The following is a 22205-nucleotide window of genomic DNA, read 5'->3' as shown; positions in this document are numbered from 1 at the left end:
GATGGAACGCCGCAGCTTCCTTCAGGGCGCCGTGCTCGGCGCGGGACTTTCAGGCGCCGGCCTCGCGGGCGCCGGCAGCGCGGGTGCGGCCGTGAACGCCCCCGCGCTCCCCGGCAACCGGCCGCAGGACCCGGCGGACCTGCCCTTCGTCACCGAGCCCGGCGAATTGCGGGGCGAGATGCTCTACCGGCCCTTCGGCCGGACGTCGGAGACGATCTCGGCGATCGGCATGGGCGGGTTCCACCTCGGCAAGAGCGCCGTGACCGACGACGAGGCGACGCGGCTGATCCATGCCGGGATCGACCGCGGCATCACCTTCATGGACAATTGCTGGGACTACAACGAGGGCCGCTCCGAGCTGCGCATGGGTGCCGCCCTCGCCCAGGGCGGCTACCGCGACAAGGTCTTCCTGATGTCCAAGATGGACGGGCGGACCAAGGAGGAGGCGCTCAAGCAGATCGACCAGTCGCTCCTGCGCCTGCGCACGGACCGGATCGACCTCGTCCAGCACCACGAGATCCTGCGCTACGACGACCCCGACCGGGTCTTCGCCGAGGGCGGGGCGATGGAAGGCTTCCTGGAGGCCCGGAAGCAGGGCAAGCTGCGCTACATCGGCTTCACCGGCCACAAGGACCCGCGCATCCACCTGCAGATGCTGGAGGTCGCCGCCGAGCGCGGCTTCCACTTCGATTCCGTGCAGATGCCCGTCAACGTGATGGACGCGCATTTCCGCTCGTTCAGCCACCTCGTCCTGCCGTACCTCGTGCAGAACGGCATCGCGCCGCTCGCCATGAAGACCTTCGGCGACGGGGTGATCCTGAAGGCGGACGCGCCGATCAAGCCCCTTGAGTACCTGCACTTCTCGCTGAACCTGCCGGTCTCGGTGGTGATCACCGGCATCCAGAACCAGCGCGACCTCGACCAGGCCTTCGAGGCGGTGAAGACCTTCAAGCCGATGGACAAGGCGGCGGTGGCCGAGCTGCTGTCGCGCTCGAAACCCTACGCGCTGGAGGGCAAGTACGAGCTGTTCAAGACGAGCGCGACCTTCGACGGCACCGCCAAGAACGCGGCGTGGCTCGGCGAGGACGTGCAGGGCGTGAAGAAGCTGGCGCCGACGATGGAGTAGGGCGCACCCGCGCCCTCCCCCTCTGCGGGGCGGGAGACGGCGGCCCCTCAGGCCATGTCCTCCAGCCGGATCGGCAGGCTCCGGATGCGGCGGCCGGTGGCGTGGTGGACGGCGTTGGCGATGGCCGCGTTCATCCCGATGATGCCGAGCTCCCCCAGCCCCTTCAGGCCCAGGGCGTCGACCTGATCGTCGGGGTCGGGCACCAGCAGCGCCTCCACCTCGGGCGCGTCGGCCGCCGTCGGCACGAGGTACTCGGCGAGGTCCGGGTTGCGGTAGGTGGCGCCGTCGAGCACCGTCTCCTCCAGGAGCGCCGAGCCGAGGCCCCAGATCATCCCGCCCATGAGCTGGCTCTTCGCGGTCAGCGGGTTGAGGATCCGCCCCGCCGCGAAGGCGCCGGTGAGCCGCGCCACCCGGATCTCCCCGGTCTCGGCATGGACGCGGACCTCCGCGAACTGCGCCCCGAAGCCCCAGGACACCGCTTTCCCCGCGCCGCCGAGCGCCAGCCCGATATGGCCGCCGCGCAGGCCCCTGAGCGCCGTCTCCCGGTCGCTGCCCTCGGGCACGAACTCCGCGACCGTCGCGACCCCCTCGGGCCCGACCGCCTCCGCGAGGGCGATCCAGGTCCCGTCCGGGGCGACGAGCCGCCCGCCCGCGAGGCGCAGGGAACCCGGATCCTGGCCGGCGAGGCGGCCGCCCTGCCCGGTCGCGGCCTGCGCCAGCACCGCGCGGAGCTGCCCGCAGCCCAGCGCCAGGGCGTTCATCAGGCTGGTCGTCGTGCTCGAGCCGCCGGAGATGCCCGCCGCCGGCAGGTTCGTGTCGCCGAGCCGGACCGTGACCCGCTCGACCGCCACGCCGAGCCCGTCCGCCGCGCCCAGGGCGAGCAGCGTGGTGATGCCGTTGCCGATCTCGTGGTGCGCGCAGGCCACCTCGGCGGCGCCGTCCGGGCCGAGCCGGACCCGCATCGTGGCGGCGGCGACCTTCACGGGTCGCACCGAGGCGGCGCAGCCGAGGCCCACCCGCCAGGGTCCGTCGCGCATCGTGCCCGGGGGCGGGGCCCGGCGCGACCAGCCGAAGGCCCGCGCCCCGGCGTCGAAGCAGGCCATCAGCGGCCGGGTCGAGAACGGTTTTCCGGTGACCGGATCGACCGCCGTGTCGTTGAGCCGACGCAACGCGATCGGGTCCATGTTGAGCGCCGCCGCCATCTCGTCGACGGCGCTCTCCAGGGCGAACAGGAACGGCACCTCCGGGGGCGCCCGCATCGGTCCCGGCGTGTTGCGGTCGACCCGCACGGCCCGCTCCTCGGTGCGGATGTTCGGGCAGGCGTAGAGGCTGGCGGTCACCTCGGCGCCCTCCATGACGAACGGATCGAAGCGCGACGTCACGGTCTCGGCCTCGTGCACCAGGGCGGTGAACCGGCCGGTCCGGTCGGCGCCGAGCCGGATGCGGTGGCGCGATTCCGGCCGGTAATTGGCGATGGTGAAGCAATGCCGCCGGCTCGGCACCAGGGAGACCGGCCGGCCGAGGCGCCGCGCCGCCAGGGCGACCAGCGCCGTGTGCTGCGACAGCGCGAATTTCGAGCCGAAATGGCCGCCGATCAGACCGGCCACCACCCGCACCTGCGCGGGATCCAGCCCGAGCTGCGCGGCGAGCCCGTGCTGGACGGCGCCGACGTAGCGGGTCGGCTCGTGCACGGTGAGCCGGTCGCCGTCCCAGGCGGCCCGGGTGGTGAACAGCTCGATCGGGTTGTGGTGCTGGACCGGCGTCGCGTAGCGCGCCTCGACGCGGACGGCCGCGTCCGCCAAGCCCGCCTCGGCGTCGCCCCGTTCGATATCCGCGTGGTGGGGCTTCAGGTCGGCGAGGCGCAGCGTCTCGGCGCCGGGCGCGTCGAATCCGCCGGCGGCGGGCTCCTCCGCGTAGGAGACCCTGACCGCACCGGCCGCCGCCGCGGCGGCCTCCAGGGTCTCGGCGACGACCAGCGCCACGATCTGGCCGGCATAGGCGACGACGTCGGAATCGAGGGGCCGGTGCGAGCTGTTGGCGAAGCCGCCGGCCATCAGGTGCTTCACCGGCGCCACCGCGCCCGCGAAGTCCCGGTGGGTGAAGATCCCCAGAAGGCCCGGCACCCGCTCGGCGGCCGCGAGGTCGAACCCGGTGATGCGGCCCCGGGCGACCGTGCTGGTCACCAGGGCCGCGTGGGCCGTGCCGGTCTCCGGCCCGGTGAGGTCGGAGCTGTAGAGGGCCCGGCCGGTGACCTTGTCGGGGCCCTCGACCCGGGTGTGGGCCCGTCCGAGATGGGCGTCGATCTCCAGCGCACCCGCGTCCATGCCGCCCTCCCCGTCCGCGGCCATCGGGGCCGCATCGCGAAATGGGAAGTGCCGTGGGGGCGCTTCGGCTCCGCGGGCGGTGGGGTGACAGGATGCAGCGGCCGGTCCGACCCGGCCGTCACCGCTGCGCTCCGCCCGCAGGGACGGAGGGGCTTGCGGCGGCCTGCGCCGCCGCAAGCCCTCGGCCTCAGTTCTGGACCTTGCCGTCCGGTCCGACCTTGACCTCCTGCTCCTTGTCGGCGCCGGCCACCTTGATCTCGTACTGGACCGAGGCGCCGTCCTTCTCGACCTCGGCCTCGTAGGCCTTGCCGCCGCCGGCCTTCTGCTCGGCGATGGCGAGCGCGTCCTTCAGCGAGGTCTTGGCGTTCTGGAAGTCGGAGGCCTTCAGCCGGGTGAAGTAGCGCTCGAACGGCTGGTTCTCGGTCTTGTAGAGGACGCCGGTATCCGCGTTGATGCCGTACTCGACCAGCTTGCCGCTCGGGTAGACGACCTTGACGCTGTAATGGGCCGGATCCTTGCTGTCGGCCTTCTCGAAGTCGGCGTCGATGGCGCGGCCGCCCTTCTCCTCGCCCTGCCCCTCGGCGGTGGTGAGCGCCTGGGCGAGGCCGACCTTGGCGACTTTGGCGACCTGCCACTCCTTGAGATTGGCGTCGGCCTTGCTGGCCGGCTCGGCGGGGGTCGAGGTGGCGGTCTGGGCGAGGGCGAGGCTCGTGGAGAGCGCGAGCAGGCCGGCCGCGGCTGCGAGACGATGGATCATGGCGGGGTCCCTCTGCGGGGTTCGATCACGGGACCGAGAAACGTCGCTTGCGCGAGACGGTTGCCGACCGCGGATCCGAAAAGCGCGCCGGGTCAGGCCGGGCGGCCCGCGGGCTCCGGGGTGCGACGCTCCCGGCCGCGCGGACCGGCGAGACGACGGCCCCCCCCCGGCTGTATGAGGGGGCGACCAGCGCCGGCGCACCCATCCGCGTCGGCCGCCCCCTTCGAGACGGAGCCGGCCATGACCGCGAACGAGCCCGAGCCGCTGGACGAGTTCACGCGCCTGCACGCCAAGCTCTCCGCGCTGGAGATCGTGCTCGGGGTCCTGATCGGGCGGCTCTCCGAGGAGAACCCGGAGATCCGCGAGGACGTGAAGCGCGACGTGGCGGCGATCCTGTCCGACATGCCGATCGACGGACCGAGCGAGGAGATGATCGCCGACGAGGTCCGCCGGGCCGCCGGGATCCTGACCAGCGTGTCGATCGGCTGAGGCGCCTCAGCGGGGCGGCATCCGCAGCGCCCCGTCGAGGCGGATCGTCTCGCCGTTCAGCATCGGGTTCTCGCAGATGTGGCGGACGAGGTCGGCGTATTCCGACGGGCGGCCGAGCCGCGGCGGGAACGGCACGCTCCGGCCCAGCGTGTCCTGCACCTCCTGCGGCAGCCCCGCCATCATGGGCGTCTCGAAGATGCCCGGCGCGATGGTGACCACCCGGATGCCGTGCCGGGCGAGTTCCCGGGCGATCGGCAGGGTCATGGAGACGATGCCGCCCTTGGAGGCCGCGTAGGCCGCCTGCCCGATCTGGCCGTCGAAGGCGGCGATCGAGGCGGTGTTGACGATCACGCCCCGGGCGCCCGCCGCGTCGGGCGCCTCGCGGGCGATGGCCTCGGCCGCCAGCCGGATCATGTTGAAGGTGCCGACGAGGTTGATCGAGACCGCCCGCGCGAAGGTCTCGAGCCCGTGCGGCCCGTCGCGGCCCACCACCTTCTCGCCCGGGGCGATGCCGGCGCAGTTCACGAGCCCGTGCAGGTGCCCGAACGCGTCCAGGGCGGCCCGGACCGCCGCCTGCCCGTCGGCCTCGCGGGTGACGTCGGTCTCGGCGAAGCGGGCCGCCGCGCCGAGATCCGCCGCCACCCGGGCGCCGGCCTCCCGGGCGATGTCGGCCAGGACCACCCGGGCCCCCGCCGCCACGAGGCCCCGCGCCGTCGCCGCGCCCAGGCCCGAGCCCGCGCCCGTGACGATGAAGACGCGATCCTCGACCATCGTGGCTCCTCCCGGTCCCGGCCGTCAGGCCGCACCCTGTCACGTAGCGCGGGACCGGGCAGGCCGGAAGACGCAGCGCGTGCGGCGCCCGGGGCAGACGGGCCTGCGGCCGCGCGCCAGGGCCCGGGCGGCGGTGTATGCTCTGCCGGTCCCGATTCGGATCGCGCGACGCCTCCGGAGGGACACCGCGGGGCTCGCGCCCAGGAGGGCCAGCGCCGCGATGCCGTCCTTCGACACGCCCGTCCCGGTCGGAGCCTTCGCGCTGCTTATCCTCGCCTTCGCGGTGAAGCAGCTCGGCGCGGATTTCCTGCTGCAGAGCAACTGGATGGCGCAAGGCAAGGAGCGGTCCTCGGCGTGGCTCGCCCCGCTCTGCGCCCATACCGGGCTGCACGGGCTCGGCACGCTGCTGATCGCGCTGATGGTCAAGCCGGCCCTGTGGTGGCTCGCGCTCGCCGATTTCGCGATCCACGCGGCGATCGACCGCGGCAAGGCGCTGGTCGGCCGGCGCACCGGCTTTCCGGCGACGGATGCCCGCTTCTGGTGGCTGATCGGCACCGATCAGTTCCTGCATCAGGTCACCCATATCGGGCTCGCCCTGGTGCTGGCGGCGGCCTGAACCCGGCCGCCGGCCTCCTCACTGCAGTTCGGCTTCGAGCAGCCGGTTCGTGTCGACGACCTTGCCGGCGAGTTCGAGGAGCAGGAAGCGCTGGAACAGCAGCGCGAGGTCGGGGCGCTCGCGCTCCATGCGGGCGAGGGTGGCGCGGTCGATGCCGACCACCCGGCAGGGGCTCTCGGCCAGCGCCGTGGCGGTGCGCCGGCCGCCCTGCACCAGGGCGATCTCGCCGATCACCGTGCCCGCCGTGGTGGTGCGCAGGCGCAGGTTGGGCCGCCCGGCCAGGGCCATCTCGATGGAGATGGTCCCCCATTCGAGGAAGTAGAGGGCGTCGGCCACCGCGCCCTGGCGCATCAGCGTCTCGCCGGCAGCGAGGTCGCGCACGGTCAGGTAGGGCGCGAAATCGGCCGGGCCGACCGCGCAGCGCAGCCGGTCCGTCATGTGCCGGGCGAAGTGCGCGACCTCCCCGGCCCCGGCCCCGGCACTTCCGGCCTCGGACAGGAGCGTCGCCTCGGCCTCGCGCAGGGCCGCGTCGAGGGTGTCGCGGATCCGGATCCGCCCGTTGGCGGTGAGGCGGCTGCGCGCGACCTGCCGCAGCACCGTCGGGCCGAGATGGGCGAGCAGCACGTCGAAGCCGCGCTGCTCGGCGAGCAGCCCGATCTTGCGGAAGGCCACGAGCGCCGAGCTGTCGAGCCCGACGCAGTCCCGGAAATCCAGGATCAGGACGCGCAGATCCGCGGCCTCGGCCGCGGCCCGGGCGTGGACCGCCTGCGCGTTGAGGAAGAACAGGTAGCCCTGCAGGGCGTAGATCCGGGTCCGGGCCCCGGCCACGCGCAGCCGCTCGGCCGTGTCGGGCGCACGGATGACGCTGCTGCGCCGCTCGGCCCCCGAGAGGGACCGGCGCACGGCCGGGATCTGCGCGTACTGGACCGCGAAGATCAGCATCGCCATCACGACGCCGACCAGGAAGCCGGCGGTCGCGCCCAACAGCGCGGTGGCGGCGCACACCACCAGCGCGATGGCGATCTCCCAGCGCAGGAAGGCCCGGCCGGCCAGCGCGAGGTTGGTCAGGTGGCCGAGGCCGAGGGCCACCAGGGCGCCGCCGGCCAGCGGGCGCGGCAGGAGCGCCAGGATGCCGGCTCCGAAGACCAGCAGGGACGCCATCGCCGCCAGGGTGAGCCAGCGCCCGAGCCAGCGGCCGCCGCCGATGTTGTGCAGCAGCAGCGTCGAGGTCCGGTCGAAACCCATCACCGGGCTGCCGAACAGGCTGCCGAGCAGGTTGGCGAAGCCCGAGGCCACGAAGACCCGGTCGACGTTGAACGCGCGCCGCAGGTCCAGCTCGGCGCTGACGACGTAGAGGATCTGCACGATCACCGCGACGACGACGTACGTCACGAGCTTGGGCAGGACCGGCAGGAGCAGGGCCGGGTCGAAGGAGGCGAGGTCGCCGACGACCGGCATCCGGAGCAGCGAGCCCGTCGGCAGCGGGTCGATCAGCCAGCCGGCCGCCTGCGCGGCGGTCGTGCCGATGCCCTGCCAGGCCAGGCCGCAATGGACCGCGACCAAGCTGGCGAGGATCACGGTCGGATAGGTCGCCCAGTGCGCGATGCGGCGGGGCAGGTAGAAGGCGCAGACGCCGATGGCCAGCGTCAGGCCGACGCGCCCGTACGCGCCGGGATCGATCGGGCCGATCCCCGGCGGGCCGAGGAGGCCGAGCAGCGCGCCGAGGGGATCGGAGAGCTGCGCGCCGATCTGGACGCCGCTGCGCAGGAGCAGAAGGCCGACACCGGCGAGGAAGCCCATGAGAACCGGGAACGGCAGCAGCTGCGCCAGCAGCGAGGCGCGCAGGGTCCCGAGCATCGCGAAGACGAGGCCGGTGATCGCGGTCGAGATCCCGCAGGTGACGAGGACGATCCGGCCGACCGCGTCGGGATCGGTCAGGCCCGCCGCGCGCAGCTGCTCGGCGACCGCCGCGGCGATCGCGGCCTGCACGATCGCCGCCGCCCCGAAGAAGGACAGCGAGACCACCACGCTCCGCCGCAGCGCGAGGAAGACGAGGCTGCCGGCCAGGTAGGCCGTCAGCATCGCCGACACCCCGGCGGCCCGGCTCTCCGCCAGCGGCCCCGAGAAGATCAGCTGCGAGAAGCTGATGAGATCGACGAGGATCATCATCGTGGCCACCGCGGCGGCCACGGCGGTGCGCGACAGGCGCAGCGTCGCGGCCGTCGTGACGCCCTTGAGCCCCGGCGCGCGCCCGGCGGATGACAGATCGGCGGTGGTCATGGGCGCAGGGTCCGGGTCTCGACGGTCCGGCGCAAGCCGTGGTCACCGACGCTGCGCCGTCGCGCGCGGTTGCGGATGGAGGCCGGACCCGCGCGGGATTGATGAGCGCCTCCTGATCGACGCCGCACGCTTAAGATTTCGTGTTGGTTGACCGGTTCCGGCGCGATATTTACTCGGACTGTCCTCGGAACATCAGAGTGCAGCCGTATCGGATCGGAGCTGAAACCTGCCGATCGGATCCGGATCGGGCGTAGGATTTCGGTAAGACTTATCGTCTGGTCATCGCGTCGGCCACGGTGCACCGTGGCCGCCGGACTTCCTCGCCGTCGGCAGAGGCGTGGCATCGTCCCCGCGCGGCAGTGCCGGGGCTCGGCCCAGCAATCCGTACGGCTTTTCGGTACGCCGGCGTGTCCGGATCCCCGGCTCCGCCGCGCGGATCCGGACCGGCGACGTCGAGCCTCGAGCGTCGACGCCCACGCTCGGGGAGGCATACGGTTCCCTGAAAGGGCCTGCCCGGCGCGAACCGCCCGGCCCGTGCCCCGACGGGACGCGGCGCCCCGGTGATGAGGCCCCTCTTGGAGGCCCGCCGGCGCGGGCACCTCAGGATGACGGGAGGGATGGCATCCCCGTGACCCGGGGGCCGAGCCGCGCCGTCAGCGGGCACGGCGCGCGCTTCGCGGGGGGGCTCGCCGTCCCACGGCCGCGCCGCGGAATCCGGGCTTCAGGGCCGCCGACCCGGTACGGGCGCGGCGGCGGTGCCGTGGGTCGCGTCGGCGGACCCGGACGATCCCGGCGGGCCCCCCGCGCGGGCATCAGAGCCGCCAGGGACCGCCCGGCCGGACGCTTCAGCGCGCTTCGCTGAACCGCTTGGTCGCCCGCTGCTCCTTCTTGTAGGCGGTGATCGCCGCCGAGCAGCCGGGGGAGAGGTTCTTGAGGTTGGCCTTGAAGCAGGCCTCGACCTCCGGGCCGCCCGGCGCGTAGGCGCTGCAGTAATCCATGTAGTCGCCGGTGCAGTGCTGCTTGAGGGCTTCGCGGGCCGGGGATTGCTCCGCGAAGGCTGCGGCAGGGCCGAGGCAGAGACCGATGGCCAACAGGGCCGTCTTGGTCGAAGTCATGGATATCCTCCACGCGTCCAGGCCGCGCGAGCGGGTCGCGCGGCGATGGCCGGGGCGGATGGACGCCAAGGATGGCGCCAGCGTGACGCCCGGGCCATCTGAATGCAGATCAGCCATGCCCGATGCTGCGGGGCGGGCCGATCCGCCGGTCAGTGCGCCCCGGCGCGGCGGGCCGGCACGAGGTCGTTGGCGATGATCTCGCCGAACGGACCGTCGTTGCGGGCGTTGCCGGCCGGCCGGCCGGTGGTGGGACGCAGCGGCAGTTTCGGGAAGACCAGCTCGGCGAAGCGGTAGGCCTCCTCCAGGTGGGGGTAGCCCGAGAGGATGAAGCGGTCGATCCCGAGATCGATGTATTCCTTCATCCGGTCGGCGACCTGATCGGCCGAGCCGACCAGCGCCGTGCCGGCGCCGCCGCGCACGAGGCCGACACCGGCCCAGAGATTGGGCGCCACCACGAGCCTGTCGCGGCTGCCGCCGTGGAGGGCCATCATGCGGCTCTGGCCGACGGAATCCTGGCGCTTCAGGGTCTCCTGCGCCTTGGCGATGGTGGCGTCGTCGAGCTTCGAGATCAGCGTCTCGGCCGCCTCCCAGGCGGCGGCCTCGGTCTCGCGGGCGATCACGTGCAGGCGGATGCCGTACGAGAACGTCTTGCCCTTCGCCTCGGCGGCCTGCCGGGCGGCGGCGATCTTCTCGGCGACCTGTGCGGGCGGCTCACCCCAGGTGAGGTAGACGTCGCAATGCTCGGCCGCCACCGTCATGCCGGCGGGGGAGGAGCCGCCGAAGTAGAGCGGCGGATAGGGCCTCTGCACCGGCGGGAAGATCACCCGGCCGTTCTCGGTGCGCAGGTGCTCGCCCGCGAACGTCACGGCCTCGCCCGCGAGGAGGCCGCGCCAGATCGTCAGGAACTCGTCGGTGACCGCGTAGCGCGCGTCGTGGGACAGGAACACGCCGTCGCCGGCGAGCTCCACCGGGTCGCCGCCGGTGACGACGTTGATCAGGAGGCGCCCGTTCGAGATCCGGTCCAGGGTCGCGGTCATGCGGGCCGCCGCGGAGGGCTCCATCAGGCCCGGCCGCACCGCCACGAGGAAGCGCAGGCGCTCGGTCAAGGGCGCCAGCGCGGAGGCGACGATCCAGGAATCCTCGCAGGAGCGCCCGGTCGGCAGCAGCACGCCGTAATAGCCGAGCTCGTCGGCCCCCTGCGCGATCTGGCGGAGATAGCTGAGCGAGACCGCGCGGGCGCCCTCCTGAGCGCCGAGATAGCGCCCGTCGCCGTGGGTCGGCAGGAACCAGAGCACGTCGGCGCGCCCGTCAGTCGGTGCGGTCATCGGAATCTCCGTTGCGGTCCATGCGATCGCTCGTCGGGCGCCGGAGGGGCCCCGGTTCGTCCGAACAGGTGCCGCCGCGGGGGACCGAACGCAATCGCCTCAGGCAAGTCAGCGTGGCGTCTCAGCCCTGCGGGGTGCCGAGCAGGTGGTCGAGGATACGTCCTTCCAGCCGCGCCAGATCGGGATCCCCGCGTCGGCGCGGGCGCGGCACCTCCACCTGCAGGTCGAGGGCGATGCGCCCGGCCTCGACCACGAGGATGCGGTCGGCGAGCGCCACCGCCTCGGCGACGTCGTGCGTCACCAGCAGCGCCGTGAATCCCTGGGTCCGCCAGATCCGCTCGATCAGGTCCTGCATCTCGATGCGGGTGAGGGCGTCGAGGGCGCCGAGGGGCTCGTCCAGGGCGAGCAGACCCGGCCGGCTGACCAGGGCGCGGGCCAGGGCAACGCGCTGGCGCTGCCCGCCCGACAGGGTCGCGGGCCATTGCCCGGCCTTGTCGGAGAGGCCGACCTCGGCGAGCGCCTCCAGCGCCCGCGTCCGGCGCGCGGAGCGTGAGCCGTGGCCGGACAGGCCGACCGCGACGTTGTCGACGACCCGGGCCCAGGGCAGCAGGCGCGGCTCCTGGAACATGATCCGCTTCGGCGGCTCGGACCGGCGGGCGCTCCCGGCCGACCCTTCGAGGTCGATCCGGCCGCCGGTGGGCGTCTCCAGGCCGAGGATCAGGCGCAGGAGGGTGCTCTTGCCGCAGCCGGAGCGGCCCACCACCGCGGTGAAGCCACCGGCCGGCAGGAAGAGGTTGAGGCCTTCGATGACGGCGTTGCCGTCGAAGCTCTTGCGCAGGTCGCGGACGGTGACGGCGATCCCGCGCCGGCCGAGTTCCGCGGGCGACGGCGCGGGGCCGCCGGGCCGATGGGGATCGGACCGGGGATCGGACGGGGGATCGGACCTGGGCTCGGTCCGGGGATCGGCGGCGACGGCTTCGGGGAGCGGCTCGGGGCGGACGGCGTCGCGCAGCATCAGGCGCTCCTGTAGGCGGGGTTCCAGCCGAGGCAGGCGCGCTCGAGCCGGCGGGTCAGGGCGTCGGCGAGCTTGCCGAGGCCCGCGTAGATCAGGATCGCCAGCACGACGACGTCGACCAGCATGAACTCGCGGGCCTGCATGGCCATGTAGCCGAGCCCCGACGAGGCCGAGATCGTCTCGGCGACGATGAGCGTCAGCCACATGATGCCAAGGGCGTAGCGCAGGCCCACGAAGATCGACGGCAGGGCGCCGGGGAGCACCACCCGGGTGAACAGCTCCGTGCGGGACATGCCGTAGACCCGGCCCATCTCGACGAGGCCGGGATCCACCGAGCGGATGCCGTGCAGGGTGTTGGCGTAGATCGGGAAGAACACGCCGAGCGCCACCAGGAACAGCTTGGCCTCCTCGCCGATGCCGAACCACAGGATCACCAGCGGGATCAGCGACAGGTGGGGGACGTTGCGCACCATCTGCACCGAGGTGTCGGTCAGCCGCTCCGACAGGCGCGACAGGCCGTTGGCGAGGCCCAGCGCGAAGCCGATGCCGCCGCCGACCACGAAGCCCGCGAGCGCCCGCAGGGTGCTGACGCCGAGATTGGTCCAGAGTTCGCCGGTCCGCCCGGCCTCCCAGCCGGCCCGGATCACGTCGAGGGGCGCCGGCATGAACCGGTTGGAGACCAGTCCGACCGAGACCGCGGCCTGCCAGCCCAGCAGGATCACGGCCGGCACCAGCCAGGGCAGCGCCCCGTCGCGCAGGCGCTCGAGCCTGGAGGCGCGCATCAGCGGTTCTCCGCCCGGGGGCCGGCCTTGTGGGCCGGTGGCGTCCACACCGCGTCGGCGACCCGGATGGGCTTCGGCAGGAGGCCGAGGCCGTGGAAGGCGTCCGCGACCTTCTGCTGGTCGGCCACCGCGGCCGCGTCGAGGGGCGCGACGCCGTACGACAGGCGGCCGAGCGCCACGGTGAGGACCGGGGCGGGAATGCCCACCGCGGGCGCGAGTTCCGCAGCCACGGCCTCGGCGTGGCCCTCCGCCCAGGCATCGACCGCCGCGATCGCCCGGATCACGGCCGAGACGATCTCGGGGCTGGTCTCGGTGAAGCCGCGCCGGGACAGGTAGAACTGGCGGTTGGGGGCGAGCGCCTGTCCGTCGGTTCCCCGCCCGTCGACGAGGACCCGGGCGCCGGTGGCGCGCTCGGCGGCGGCCTGGAACGGGTCCCAGATCACCCAGGCATCGACGGAGCCGCGCACGAAGGCGGCGTTGGCGTCCGCGGGCGCCAGGAAGGCGAGCTTCACCGCGTCGTAGGGCACCCCCGCCCGCTCCAGGGCGCGCACCAGCAGGTAGTGGACGTTGGACCCCTTGTTGAGCGCGATGGTCTTGCCGCGCAGGTCGGCGACGCCCGTCACCGGGCTGTCCTTGGGCACGAGGATCGCCTCGCCCCGCGGGGCCGGCGGCTCGGCGGCGACGTAGCGCAGCTCCGGGCTCGCGGCCTGGGCGAAGATCGGCGGCGCCTCGCCGGCCGAGCCGAAATCGATCGCCCCGGCGTTCAGCGCCTCCAGGAGCGGCGGCCCGGAGGGGAATTCCGACCACGACACCGTCGTGCCGAGCGGCTGGAGCGCCGTCTCCAGGGTGCCGCGGCCCTTCAGCAGCACGAGGGAGCCGTATTTCTGGTAGCCGATCCGGACGCTGCCCGCCGCGCGGGCGGGGCGCAGAGCCGCGGCCGCGGCGAGGCCGAGCCCGGCCGACAGGAGCAGCCGGCGGTTCGGGGCGAGACCGGCGGAGCGGGACAGGGTGCGGGGCGTTCGGTCGGTCATGGATCTCTGCGGTGGTGTCTGCTGGGATCTCTGCGGTGATCTCTGGGGTCGGTCTCAGCCGTTGCGGGCGGGGGCCGTCCAGACCGCGTCGGCGATCCGGATCGGCTTCGGGATCAGCTTCAGGGCGTGGAAGCGGTCGGCGACCCGCTGCTGCGCGGCGATCACCCGGTCGGTCATCGGTCCGATCACGTAATCGGTCCGGTCCACCGCCCGGCGGGTCGCGGCCAGGGGCACGCCGGTGCCCCGCGACAGGAGGTCGGCGACCGCCCCGCGGTTCTGCCGGCACCACGCCGCCACCTCGGCGAGGGCGCCGATGGCGGCGGCGAGCGCGGCGCTCCGGCCCTCCGCGAAGGGCCGGCTCGCCAGGAAGAAGTTGTTCTGCAGGGCGATGTCGGTGGCCAGCGCCAGGACGCGCACCCCCTCCCCCGCCTCGGCGATGGCGAAGTACGGATCCCAGATCGTCCAGGCATCGATGCTGCCCCGGGCGAAGGCCGCCGCCGCGTCGGCCGGCGCCAGGGTCACCGGCTCGATGTCGGCGTAGGTCAGGCCCGCCTTCTCCAGGGCCGCGATGGTCAGGTTGTGGGCGCTCGACGCCTTGGCGAAGGCGACGCGCTTGCCCTTGAGGTCGGCGAGGGTGCGGATTCCCGAGCCCTTCGGCAGCAGGATCCCGATGCCTGAGCCGCCGGCCTCCTGGGCGGCCGCGTAGACGAGGCTGGACCGCGCGGCCTGCGCGAAGATCGGCGGCGCGTCGCCGGTCTGCCCGAAATCGATCCCGTCCAGCGACAGGGCTTCCAGCAGCGGCGGCCCGAAGGAGAACTCGGTCCAGCGCACCGTCTGCCCGAGGGGCTCCAGGCGCTCCTCGATGATGCCCTGCTGCTTGGCGACGACCAGGATCCCGTTCTTCTGGTAGCCGATCCGCAGCACGCCGGGCTCGGCCGCGCGGGCCTGCCGGGCGAGGGGAACGGGAAGGGTCGCGAGGGCGGCCAGCAGGGTGCGGCGGTCGAGCATCGGGCGGCTTACTCGGCGGCGGCCAGTTCGACCGGCGCGGCGGCCGCGGCCCGATGGGCGAGCAGCGCGGCGAGCTGACCGCCCGCCTCCGCGGCGCGGGCGCGCACGCCGGCCTCGGTGAGCGCGCCGTCGGTGAAGTCCGCGTCCGAGGCGTAGACCGCGGTGGGGATCTGGAGGGCGCCGAAGAAGCCGAAGAGCGGCCGGAAGGCGTGCTCGACCACCAGCGCGTGGCGCGCGCCGCCGCCGGTGGCCACGATGGCCACGGGCTTGCCGGCCAGGGCCCCCGGATCGACGAGGTCGAACAGGTGCTTGAACAGGCCGGTATAGGCACCCTTGTAGACCGGCGAGCCGACGACGAGCCCGTCCGCCGCCTCGATGGCCGCCAGGACGTCGCGCGCCGCCGTCGGAAGCTGGTCACGGGTCCAGGCGGCGCCGAGGCCGGGACCGGCATCGACGAAATCCAGGATGCGCGCGTCGAGCGCGGTCTGCGCGCCGGCCTCGTGCAGCACCGCGTCGACCAGGGTGCGGGTCTTGGACGGCCGCTGCACGTTCGCGCTCAGCCCGACGAGTCTCGGTCGTGTCATACTGGATGCCTTGCGGTGGGGGCGGTGGGGCTGGACGGGGCTCCGATCGGACCGAGCGGAGGCTGCACGACCGGATGTTCAGACTGTTCCCTAGAAGTGACGGTCCTCACTCCGGACGTCAATGAAACGGGTTTCCCAATTCGCCCGTGTGAGAAAATCGTTCTCCTCACGAACGCACATTTTGGATACGGATTTACTTCGACGATTCCGGCGGGACGACCGCGGCTCTGCCGGTTCGGCCGATTATGACTGGTCGGAATGGGAGCCTTATCTACGATATCCGTCGGAACCGGTTGGATCTCCTAGAGAGTGCCGCCCTCGGAGAAGCGGCATCCCCCATCCGCCCGCTGAGCGCGCGGGCAGAATCCCGCCGACGTGGGGCGCGACGGGCCGGCTTTCCGCCCTGAACCCGCAGCCCCGCAAATCCGAGAACCGACCGGACCCGCCGTGGTTGTCGGGGATGATCGGATCGGGTCGCGCCCGCAGGGTCGGCGGGGCGGCTGTCGACCGGAGGTCCGGGCTCGCGCCCGGCGCGAGCGCCGCGGGAGAGGAAGACGGCGCATCGATGACAGACCTGCTGCGCCCCGCGGGGCCGCCCGAGCCCGTCCCGCCCGTGGATCCGCCGCGCGCCCTGGATCCCCGCTTCGCCGCGGCGATGCCGCGGACGGCCCGCCTCGTCTCCCTCTACGATCAGGCGGTGTTCTCCGAAGGCCCGGTCTAGTGGCCGGCCCGCGGGATCCTGGTCTGGTCGGACGTCGAGGGGCGGCGGGTGCTGGGCTGGCACCCGGACGGACGGGTCGAGGTGGTGATCGACGCGACGCCGTTCATCAACGGCAACACCGTGGACCGCGACGGCAACCTCGTCCACTGCGAGCACGGCACCCGCCGCATCGCCCGGACGAGCCCGGACGGGCGCTACGCGGTGCTGGTCGACGGCTATCGCGGCGACCGGTTCAACTCCCCCAACGACGTGGTCTGCGCCGCCGACGGGGCGCTGTGGTTCACCGATCCGGCCTACGGTCTGACCTCACCGCGGCAGGGCAGCCTCGCGCCCTCCGACCTCGGCCACCACAGCGTGTACCGCTTCGACCCGGAGCGCGGGGTCCTCGACCGCGTCGCGGAACTCGGGCAGCCGAACGGGCTCGCCTTCGCGCCGGACGGGAGCACGCTCTACGTCACCGACACGTCGCGCACCCTGGGGGGCGACGGGCATACGATTCACGCCTTCCCGGTGGCGGGAGACCAGCGCCTCGGTGCGCCGCACATCGTCGCCGCGGTGGAGCCAGGCGTGCCGGACGGGCTGTGCGTCGACCGTCGCGGCTGGATCTGGACGAGTTCCGGATCGGGCGTGCAGGTCTTCTCCGCCGAGGGTCACAGGCTCGGGCTCATCCCGACGCCGCAGGGCTGCTCGAATTGCTGCTTCGGCCCGGGCGAGGAGCGCCTGTTCATCACCGCCGGGCAGCACCTCTACGCCCTCGATCTCGCCGGCGCGCCGGCCTGACCGCGCCCGCAAGGCTCCTGGGGAAGAGGCGCCCGGAGAAGGCCCGCGCCCGGAATTGGTCCGCGCACGAAAAAGGGCCAGCCGCGATGGCTGACCCCCGATCCTGCAGCCTCCGCAGAGGCTTACTCCGCCGCGTTCATCTCGGCCGTGAAGTGACCGCACCAGTCGCTCGACGCGACCACCGGCCAGAGGCCCTTGGAATCCGGCTCCGGCTGGCTGACGGGCGGGTTGAAGCGGCACAGGCCGGCATCACCTTGGGCGGCACCGCCATTCCCCTTGTGCTCGTCGAAGAACTTGCAGCTGTCGCAATGTGCGCTGGCCATGTCGTGTGTCTCCCGATGCGGATCGGCGTCGCCTCACCTTCTCATAAGAATTAGAACAGTTACAATCTGCCAGTCAAGGGCGGACGCGATGATGGCGGGCCATCGGACAATCCGCCGCTCACGAACGGCGGTCCCGGGACCCCCGTGTCGAGGTCGGCCCGCGGCGGATCTCGGCCCGCGATGCGCTGCCCGTCCCCTCCCGTCATCCCGGGCAGCGCCGCGGAGCCCGGGATCCGGATGCCCCGACGCGCCCGGATCCCGCGCCGACAGGGAGACGGCATCGGCCCCGTCCCCTCCGTCGCGGGTCCGCGGTCTCGCCTCCCGCCGATGGAACGGACGACGCCGGACCCGGACGCCTCCGATCACGGGGGCTCGCGGGCCGATGCCCTGACGGGGCGCGGTCGCGCGGATGATCCGGGCGGCCGGCCATGACCGAAGATGTCGGTCCGCACGGCGTGGTGGCCTCAGAGGCTGCCCGGACCCTTGGCGAAGCCCGCCAGGGTGAACAGGTCGACCGACAGCTTCGCGCCGACCACGAAGGCGTCGGGGATCCGTTTCGGCCGGTCGAGGAAGCGCTCCTGCACTTGCGGGTTGAGGACGTATTGCAGGTTGGGCATCAGCCGAACCGCCGGGGTCACCTGGATGCCGTAGCTCACCTCCAGGATGGTCTGGTTGGAGGCGATCCCGCGGTTGCTCAGGCCCAGGGCTGCCCGCGCGGCCCGGATGTTGGCCAGACCCAGCGGCGAGAAGTGCTCCAGCGCGAAGCCGAAGCCCAGCGTGTCGTAGGGCCGGCCCGCGAAGGTGCCGGTCAGGACCGCGCCGCCGTTGACGTAGTAATCCTCGAACTGGCGGCCGCCGGTCCCCGCCATTGCGACCCCGAACAGGGCCAGACCCTGGACGCCGGTTGGATCCGGACGCCAGACCATCTGGTCGAAGCGCGCGAAGACCGCCGACCGGCCGAACCGGGTCAGCGGATCCAGGCCGCTCATCAGGTAGGATCCGCGGCGCACGTCCTGCACCGGATCCGCGTAATCCGACCGGTCGATGATGGCGCCGACGCTGTAGTTGCGCGGGAGCGGGTCGTTGCCGAAGTTGGTCGAGTAGCCGGCCTCCACCGGCACCACGACGCCGGTGGCGCCGCGGGTCGACCAGTCGATCCCGTTCTGGTTGTCCTGCTGAGCGCGCGGATTCACCTCGTAGACGCCGGCATGCACGAACACCCTGTCGGTGACCCAGGCCTTGGCGTGGGCGCCCCAGGTGGCGATCGGCCACCACGTGATGTTCGTCATCTTGAAGGCCCCCTTCGGATTGCCGCAGAGGCCGTTGTTCTGGAAGTTGCAGTAGAACGGCGAGGCCAGGAAGTTCACGCTGGCCAGGAGCCGGCCGGCCTCGATGTCGAGGCGGTTGTCGAACAGTTTCTGCTCGTAGGACAGCAGCGACAGGTGTGCCGTCTGGCCGCCGCCGTAGATCTCCTGCACGCTGGTGGTGTTGCCGATGTAGTCCTGCGCCAAGCTGCGCCCGTGGCGCTGGGTCACGATGGCGTGCACCGAGCCGCCGTCGATCCCGGCGAGGCGGCCGAGATCGGCGTCGAGGCCGAAGAAGACCTGGCCGGCATAGGCCGAGCCCTGGCGCCGGCCGCCGGACGGGTTGGTGGCGAACTCACCCGTGTAGTTCAGGAGCAGGGTGATCCCGTGGCCGAGATCGAGGGCGCCGGGCGGCAGCGACGGCGCGGCCGCCGTGGCGCCCTGCGCGATGCTCGACGCCGCCGCGCTGCTGGCGCCGGCGAAGCTCCGGCCCTCGCGGATCAGCCGCCGCCGGGCGCGGTTGGCCCTGTAGCGGGCCTTCCGCGCCGGGCTCGCCCTGGGCCCCGGGTTCACCAGGCTTGGTCCCCCGTCCGGAGGCGTCGCCGCATCCTGAGCCGTGGCCGGGCCGGGGCCCGCCGTGACCAGAACGGCGCCGATCGCGAGCGCCGCCCATCGCATGTGCTTCCCCATCGTGATCACTCCCCCTTAACCGCGCGGCCCTGTCGGGCTCTGTCGCGTTCGTGTCCCGCCGGGCTCCTTCTCGGTCAGTCCGTGAAGGCCTCCACCGTGCGGCGCGCCCCACGCATGAAGGCGTCGGCGGCGTGGATGAGCGGATCGAGGTCGACGTCGCTCTCACCGCCCCGGATCAGGGCGGCGAAGCGGTCGTAGAGGCCGCGATACTCGGCCTCCGGCGGGAGGGGTTGGTCGCATCCGTCGATCGACAGCGCCGCGCCGCCCCGCGACAGCACGAGGGTGCCGTCCTCGGCCTCGACGCGGATGTCCCAGGTCTGCGGTCCGGTCTGACGCCAGTCGAACGCGGCGTGGATCGGGGTACCGACGGCGTCCGTGAAGTTCAGGTCGGCGGCGATCGGCGCCTGCCGGTTCTCCGGCACCCACAGGGTCGCGCCGGTGAGGAAGAAGGGCGGCAGGATGTGGGTGGCAATCGACAGAGCGTTGATCCCCGGATCGAACACGCCCATCCCGCCCGCGTCCCAGATCCAGTCCTGGCCCGGATGCCAGTGCCGGACATCCTCCAGCCACGCGATCGACACCGACTGGAGCCGGCGCCCCGACAGCCGGCGTCGCGCGGGCGCGACCCCGGGCGCGTGGCGGGCATGCCAGCTCGCGAACAGGCTCACGCCCCGTGCCCGCGCGGCCTCCACGAGGAGCCCGACCTCGGCCAGCGTCGCGCCGGGCGGCTTCTCCAGGAACACGTGGAGGCCCGCGGCGATTGCCTCCCGTGCGGCCTGGAACCGCGCCTGCGGCGGCTGGCACAGGGCGACCGCGTCGAGGCCGTGCCGCGCCGCCAGCATCTCCGTGAGGGTCCGGTGGTTGGGCACGCCATCGAGGCTGCCGTGCCGGCTCGCCACCGCCACGAGGTTGTAATCCGGGCTGGCGGCGATGACCGGCAGGTGCTGGTCGCGGGCGATCTTGCCGACGCCCACGAGTCCGATCCGGATCGGGTCCGCCATCTCAGAGCACCCGCATGGCGGCGTCGGCCGGCCGGGGGGGCGCCGGCCGGTTGGGCAGCGCCGGCGCGAACGGCCCGGCCGCGATCTCGGACGCGTCGCCGGGCCGGGTCGCGCCGCCGCCGTCGGACGGAAGCGGCGCGGGTCCGGTGCCCGGGACGCGCGCGTCGCCGGGGGGGCGGAACGGCGCGGCCGTGAAGTGGCGGTGCTTCAGGTTCGCGATGCCGTGGGACATGGTCGCCTCCCCGGAGGAGAACGGCTTCTCCCGGGGGACGGTGCCGTCGCCCCCGATGCGGCCCAGGCCGCGGGCCGGCCGCACCCGGCCCTCCTCTGGCCGCACGCCCCCGCACTGCCGGTCGCTCCGGCGCATTTGTATGAGTGATCCGTCCATCGTGAGTCCTCCCAGGGACGGTCCCCGTGGGGCGTCCCGGACGCGCGGCCGTCGAGGGTCGCGCGGCCGCCGATCAGCGGCCCGGTCGCGGGTTGAGTGCGCCGTCGGTCCTGCGCGACAGATGCGAGGGGTTGTCCGGGCGCAGGGGGGCGGCAGGAGCGCGTCGGGCAGGTCCCGATGGCAGACCGGGGGCAGGAACCACCCGATGGTCAGGGTGCCCACCGAGGTGCCGCGGCCGTCCGACGTGGCCGGGAACGGGCCGCCATGCACCATCGCGGGGGCCGCCTCCTCGCCGGTGGGCCAGCCAGTGGCGAGGATCCGCCCCACCTTCCGGGCCAGAGGCGGCACCAGGCCTGCTGCGAGGTGCGCGTCCGCCCGGTCGAGATGCAGCGTCGCGGTCAGTTGCCCCGCGGGGGACTCGCCGACCCGGGGCATCTCTGCCGGGTCGGCGACCGTCGCCACCCGGGCGGCGGGGCCGGACATATCCTCGGCCCAGGCCGGATCGGCCAAAGGGCCGCGCGCCCGTGCGCAGCAGGGCGGCGGGGGCACCCCCCAGCCCCGCCGCCCCGCGCGCCGTGACCGTCACCCTCGGGCGGTCCGCCCGGGCGGCGACGGCACGCTCGAACCGCGTCCTCACGGCCGCGGTGAGCATGGTGTGGGGAACGCTGGCGCGGATCAGCGCGCCGACGGCCTCCACGAAGGCGTCCAGGTCCGGACCCGCGATCCCGATCGGGAGACCCGGCTTGGTGCAGAACGGACCGGCTCCCCGCCTGGCGGACTGCACCAACCCGGCCGCCAGGGTCGCATTCGGGTCGCGCAGGGTGCCGGGAAGCAGCGGCACAGGGGCGACCGCGCTCATCTCGGCGTAGTCCGGGATCGACGCGGGCCGGGCGACCGCCACCCGCATCAGCGCGAGCCCGCTCCCGCGCGATCCGGTGAAGCCCACGGCCCGGATCCGCGGATCGGCCACCAGGGCCGCGCCGAGTGCCGCACCGAGGGCAGCACCGAGTGCTGTCGACGGTCCCGGCAGGTAGGAGAACATGTCCTCGCGCAGGCCGCAGGCCTTCACCGCGCTGCGCACGGCCCGCCCCACCAGTTCCCCGGTGGCGGGATGGGCCGGGTGGCCCCTGACCACCACCGGGCAGCCCGCCGGCAGGGCGAAGGCCGTGTCGCCCCCCGCCACCGAGAAGGCCAGCGGGGAGTTCGAGGCCCCGAACACCGCCACCGGGCCGCGGGCGACGTGGCGCCGCCGCAGGTCCGGCCGGGGCAGAGGCTGGCGCTCGGGCCGGGCCGAATCGACCCTGGCCTGAACCCACGCGCCCGACGGGACGAGGCCGGCGAACAGGCGCAGCGGGGCGACCGTGCGGGCCCGCCCGCCCTCCAGGCGTGCCCGCGGCAGCCCCGTCTCGGCCATGGCCCGCTCGATGAGGGGCGGGCCGAGATCGTCCACGGCCGCCGCCACCGCTTCGAGGAAGTCCGCCTGCGTCTGGGGATCGGTCTGTGAGAAGCCCGGGAACGCCGCCTCCGCCAGCCCGCAGGCGGCCGCGACCTCCGCGGCGGCGACGGCTGAGAGGGGCGGATCCAGCGGGGCTCCGGTCGCGGGATCGACGGCGCGAAACGTCTCGGTCGACGCCGCGTCCGCGGTGTCGACCAGGGCGGTGCCCCGGATGCGTCCGGGCGATGCGGACCAATTACTCATACAATTAAGCTAGTCCGATTCCCCCGTGGTCGCAAGCCCTCAGGCGCCTCTGCCTACGGCTGCCGATGCTTGCGCT

General features: G+C 73.3%; 21 protein-coding genes. 5 read left to right on the top strand and 16 right to left on the bottom strand.

The annotated features are described in order from the left end of the window. Window position 1 precedes the first annotated feature (1 nt). Window positions 2-1126 (top strand): aldo/keto reductase, encoded by a 1125-nt coding sequence (locus MKK82_RS21110; protein ID WP_238292587.1) that lies wholly within the window; start codon window positions 2-4, stop codon window positions 1124-1126. Window positions 1127-1173: 47 nt separating this feature from the next. Here MKK82_RS21110 and MKK82_RS21105 read toward each other — a convergent pair whose 3' ends face one another. After that, the gene (locus MKK82_RS21105; protein WP_243986767.1) at window positions 1174-3450 is read right to left on the bottom strand and encodes a xanthine dehydrogenase family protein molybdopterin-binding subunit; all 2277 of its coding nucleotides are present in this window, start codon (window positions 3448-3450) and stop codon (window positions 1174-1176) included. A 187-nt stretch (window positions 3451-3637) separates the two neighbouring features. Beyond that, the gene (locus tag MKK82_RS21100; protein ID WP_238292582.1) at window positions 3638-4207 is read right to left on the bottom strand and encodes a PepSY domain-containing protein; all 570 of its coding nucleotides are present in this window, start codon (window positions 4205-4207) and stop codon (window positions 3638-3640) included. 240 nt (window positions 4208-4447) lie between these two features. On the opposite strand from MKK82_RS21100, the gene MKK82_RS21095 reads away from it, so the two are divergent. Beyond that, window positions 4448-4696, top strand: a complete 249-nt coding sequence (locus tag MKK82_RS21095) for a hypothetical protein (protein WP_238292580.1) — start codon at window positions 4448-4450, stop codon at window positions 4694-4696. A 6-nt stretch (window positions 4697-4702) separates the two neighbouring features. Here the strand turns inward: MKK82_RS21095 and MKK82_RS21090 are convergent, their stop codons facing one another. Next, complete coding sequence (locus tag MKK82_RS21090; RefSeq protein WP_243986764.1) at window positions 4703-5467, bottom strand: 3-hydroxyacyl-CoA dehydrogenase; 765 nt, start codon at window positions 5465-5467, stop codon at window positions 4703-4705. Window positions 5468-5687: 220 nt separating this feature from the next. Here MKK82_RS21090 and MKK82_RS21085 point away from each other — a divergent pair, with 220 nt between their 5' ends. After that, window positions 5688-6083: a DUF3307 domain-containing protein gene (locus MKK82_RS21085; RefSeq protein WP_238292576.1), complete on the top strand. Its 396-nt coding sequence runs from the start codon at window positions 5688-5690 to the stop codon at window positions 6081-6083. Between the two features lie 18 nt (window positions 6084-6101). On the opposite strand, the gene MKK82_RS21080 is transcribed toward MKK82_RS21085, so the two are convergent. The 8 genes from MKK82_RS21080 to msuE all read right to left on the bottom strand — a co-directional run bounded on the left by MKK82_RS21080 (window position 6102) and on the right by msuE (window position 15223). Next, window positions 6102-8363: a cyclic nucleotide-binding domain-containing protein gene (locus MKK82_RS21080; protein WP_243986762.1), complete on the bottom strand. Its 2262-nt coding sequence runs from the start codon at window positions 8361-8363 to the stop codon at window positions 6102-6104. A gap of 845 nt (window positions 8364-9208) precedes the next feature. Next, the gene (locus tag MKK82_RS21075) at window positions 9209-9478 is read right to left on the bottom strand and encodes a hypothetical protein (protein ID WP_243986760.1); all 270 of its coding nucleotides are present in this window, start codon (window positions 9476-9478) and stop codon (window positions 9209-9211) included. A gap of 149 nt (window positions 9479-9627) precedes the next feature. Then, complete coding sequence (ssuD, locus tag MKK82_RS21070) at window positions 9628-10803, bottom strand: FMNH2-dependent alkanesulfonate monooxygenase (protein ID WP_243986759.1); 1176 nt, start codon at window positions 10801-10803, stop codon at window positions 9628-9630. A gap of 121 nt (window positions 10804-10924) precedes the next feature. After that, window positions 10925-11818, bottom strand: coding sequence for an ATP-binding cassette domain-containing protein (locus MKK82_RS21065; RefSeq protein ID WP_243986758.1), 894 nt, complete (start codon window positions 11816-11818; stop codon window positions 10925-10927). After that, the gene (ssuC, locus tag MKK82_RS21060; RefSeq protein ID WP_238292562.1) at window positions 11818-12600 is read right to left on the bottom strand and encodes an aliphatic sulfonate ABC transporter permease SsuC; all 783 of its coding nucleotides are present in this window, start codon (window positions 12598-12600) and stop codon (window positions 11818-11820) included. The genes MKK82_RS21065 and ssuC overlap by 1 nt, the downstream gene beginning before the upstream one ends. Next, window positions 12600-13631, bottom strand: coding sequence for a sulfonate ABC transporter substrate-binding protein (locus tag MKK82_RS21055; protein ID WP_243986756.1), 1032 nt, complete (start codon window positions 13629-13631; stop codon window positions 12600-12602). Before MKK82_RS21055 ends, ssuC begins: the two co-directional genes overlap by 1 nt. A gap of 54 nt (window positions 13632-13685) precedes the next feature. Then, a complete protein-coding gene (locus MKK82_RS21050) occupies window positions 13686-14639 on the bottom strand; it encodes an aliphatic sulfonate ABC transporter substrate-binding protein (protein WP_243986755.1) in 954 nt (317 codons plus the stop codon). Window positions 14640-14647: 8 nt separating this feature from the next. Then, entirely contained in the window at window positions 14648-15223 is a 576-nt protein-coding gene (gene msuE, locus MKK82_RS21045; protein WP_243986754.1) for an FMN reductase, read from the bottom strand. A gap of 565 nt (window positions 15224-15788) precedes the next feature. Between msuE and MKK82_RS21040 the strand changes: the two genes are divergently transcribed. Together MKK82_RS21040 and MKK82_RS21035 are read left to right on the top strand one after the other, a co-directional pair. Further along, window positions 15789-15944 (top strand): hypothetical protein, encoded by a 156-nt coding sequence (locus tag MKK82_RS21040; protein ID WP_243986753.1) that lies wholly within the window; start codon window positions 15789-15791, stop codon window positions 15942-15944. A gap of 15 nt (window positions 15945-15959) precedes the next feature. Then, entirely contained in the window at window positions 15960-16724 is a 765-nt protein-coding gene (locus MKK82_RS21035) for an SMP-30/gluconolactonase/LRE family protein (protein ID WP_313902108.1), read from the top strand. A gap of 122 nt (window positions 16725-16846) precedes the next feature. On the opposite strand, the gene MKK82_RS21030 is transcribed toward MKK82_RS21035, so the two are convergent. The 5 genes from MKK82_RS21030 to MKK82_RS21010 form a co-directional block, all read right to left on the bottom strand. Continuing rightward, window positions 16847-17047 carry a hypothetical protein gene (locus MKK82_RS21030; protein WP_238292547.1) on the bottom strand — a complete coding sequence of 67 codons (201 nt, stop codon included), beginning with the start codon at window positions 17045-17047 and terminating at the stop codon, window positions 16847-16849. A 464-nt stretch (window positions 17048-17511) separates the two neighbouring features. Next, on the bottom strand, window positions 17512-19041 hold the full coding sequence (locus tag MKK82_RS21025; protein ID WP_243986750.1) for a carbohydrate porin: 1530 nt from the start codon (window positions 19039-19041) through the stop codon (window positions 17512-17514). Between the two features lie 74 nt (window positions 19042-19115). After that, entirely contained in the window at window positions 19116-20042 is a 927-nt protein-coding gene (locus tag MKK82_RS21020; RefSeq protein WP_243986749.1) for a Gfo/Idh/MocA family protein, read from the bottom strand. Window position 20043: 1 nt separating this feature from the next. Next, window positions 20044-20430, bottom strand: a complete 387-nt coding sequence (locus MKK82_RS21015) for a hypothetical protein (protein ID WP_243986748.1) — start codon at window positions 20428-20430, stop codon at window positions 20044-20046. Window positions 20431-20503: 73 nt separating this feature from the next. Beyond that, entirely contained in the window at window positions 20504-22129 is a 1626-nt protein-coding gene (locus MKK82_RS21010; protein WP_313902107.1) for an aldehyde dehydrogenase family protein, read from the bottom strand. Between the last annotated feature and the right edge of the window lie 76 nt (window positions 22130-22205).

This window comes from Methylobacterium sp. E-046, assembly GCF_022829625.1.
Classification (GTDB): domain Bacteria; phylum Pseudomonadota; class Alphaproteobacteria; order Rhizobiales; family Beijerinckiaceae; genus Methylobacterium; species Methylobacterium longum.
Note: the sequence above shows the minus strand (reverse complement) of the source record. Positions and strands in the feature narration are given on the sequence as shown.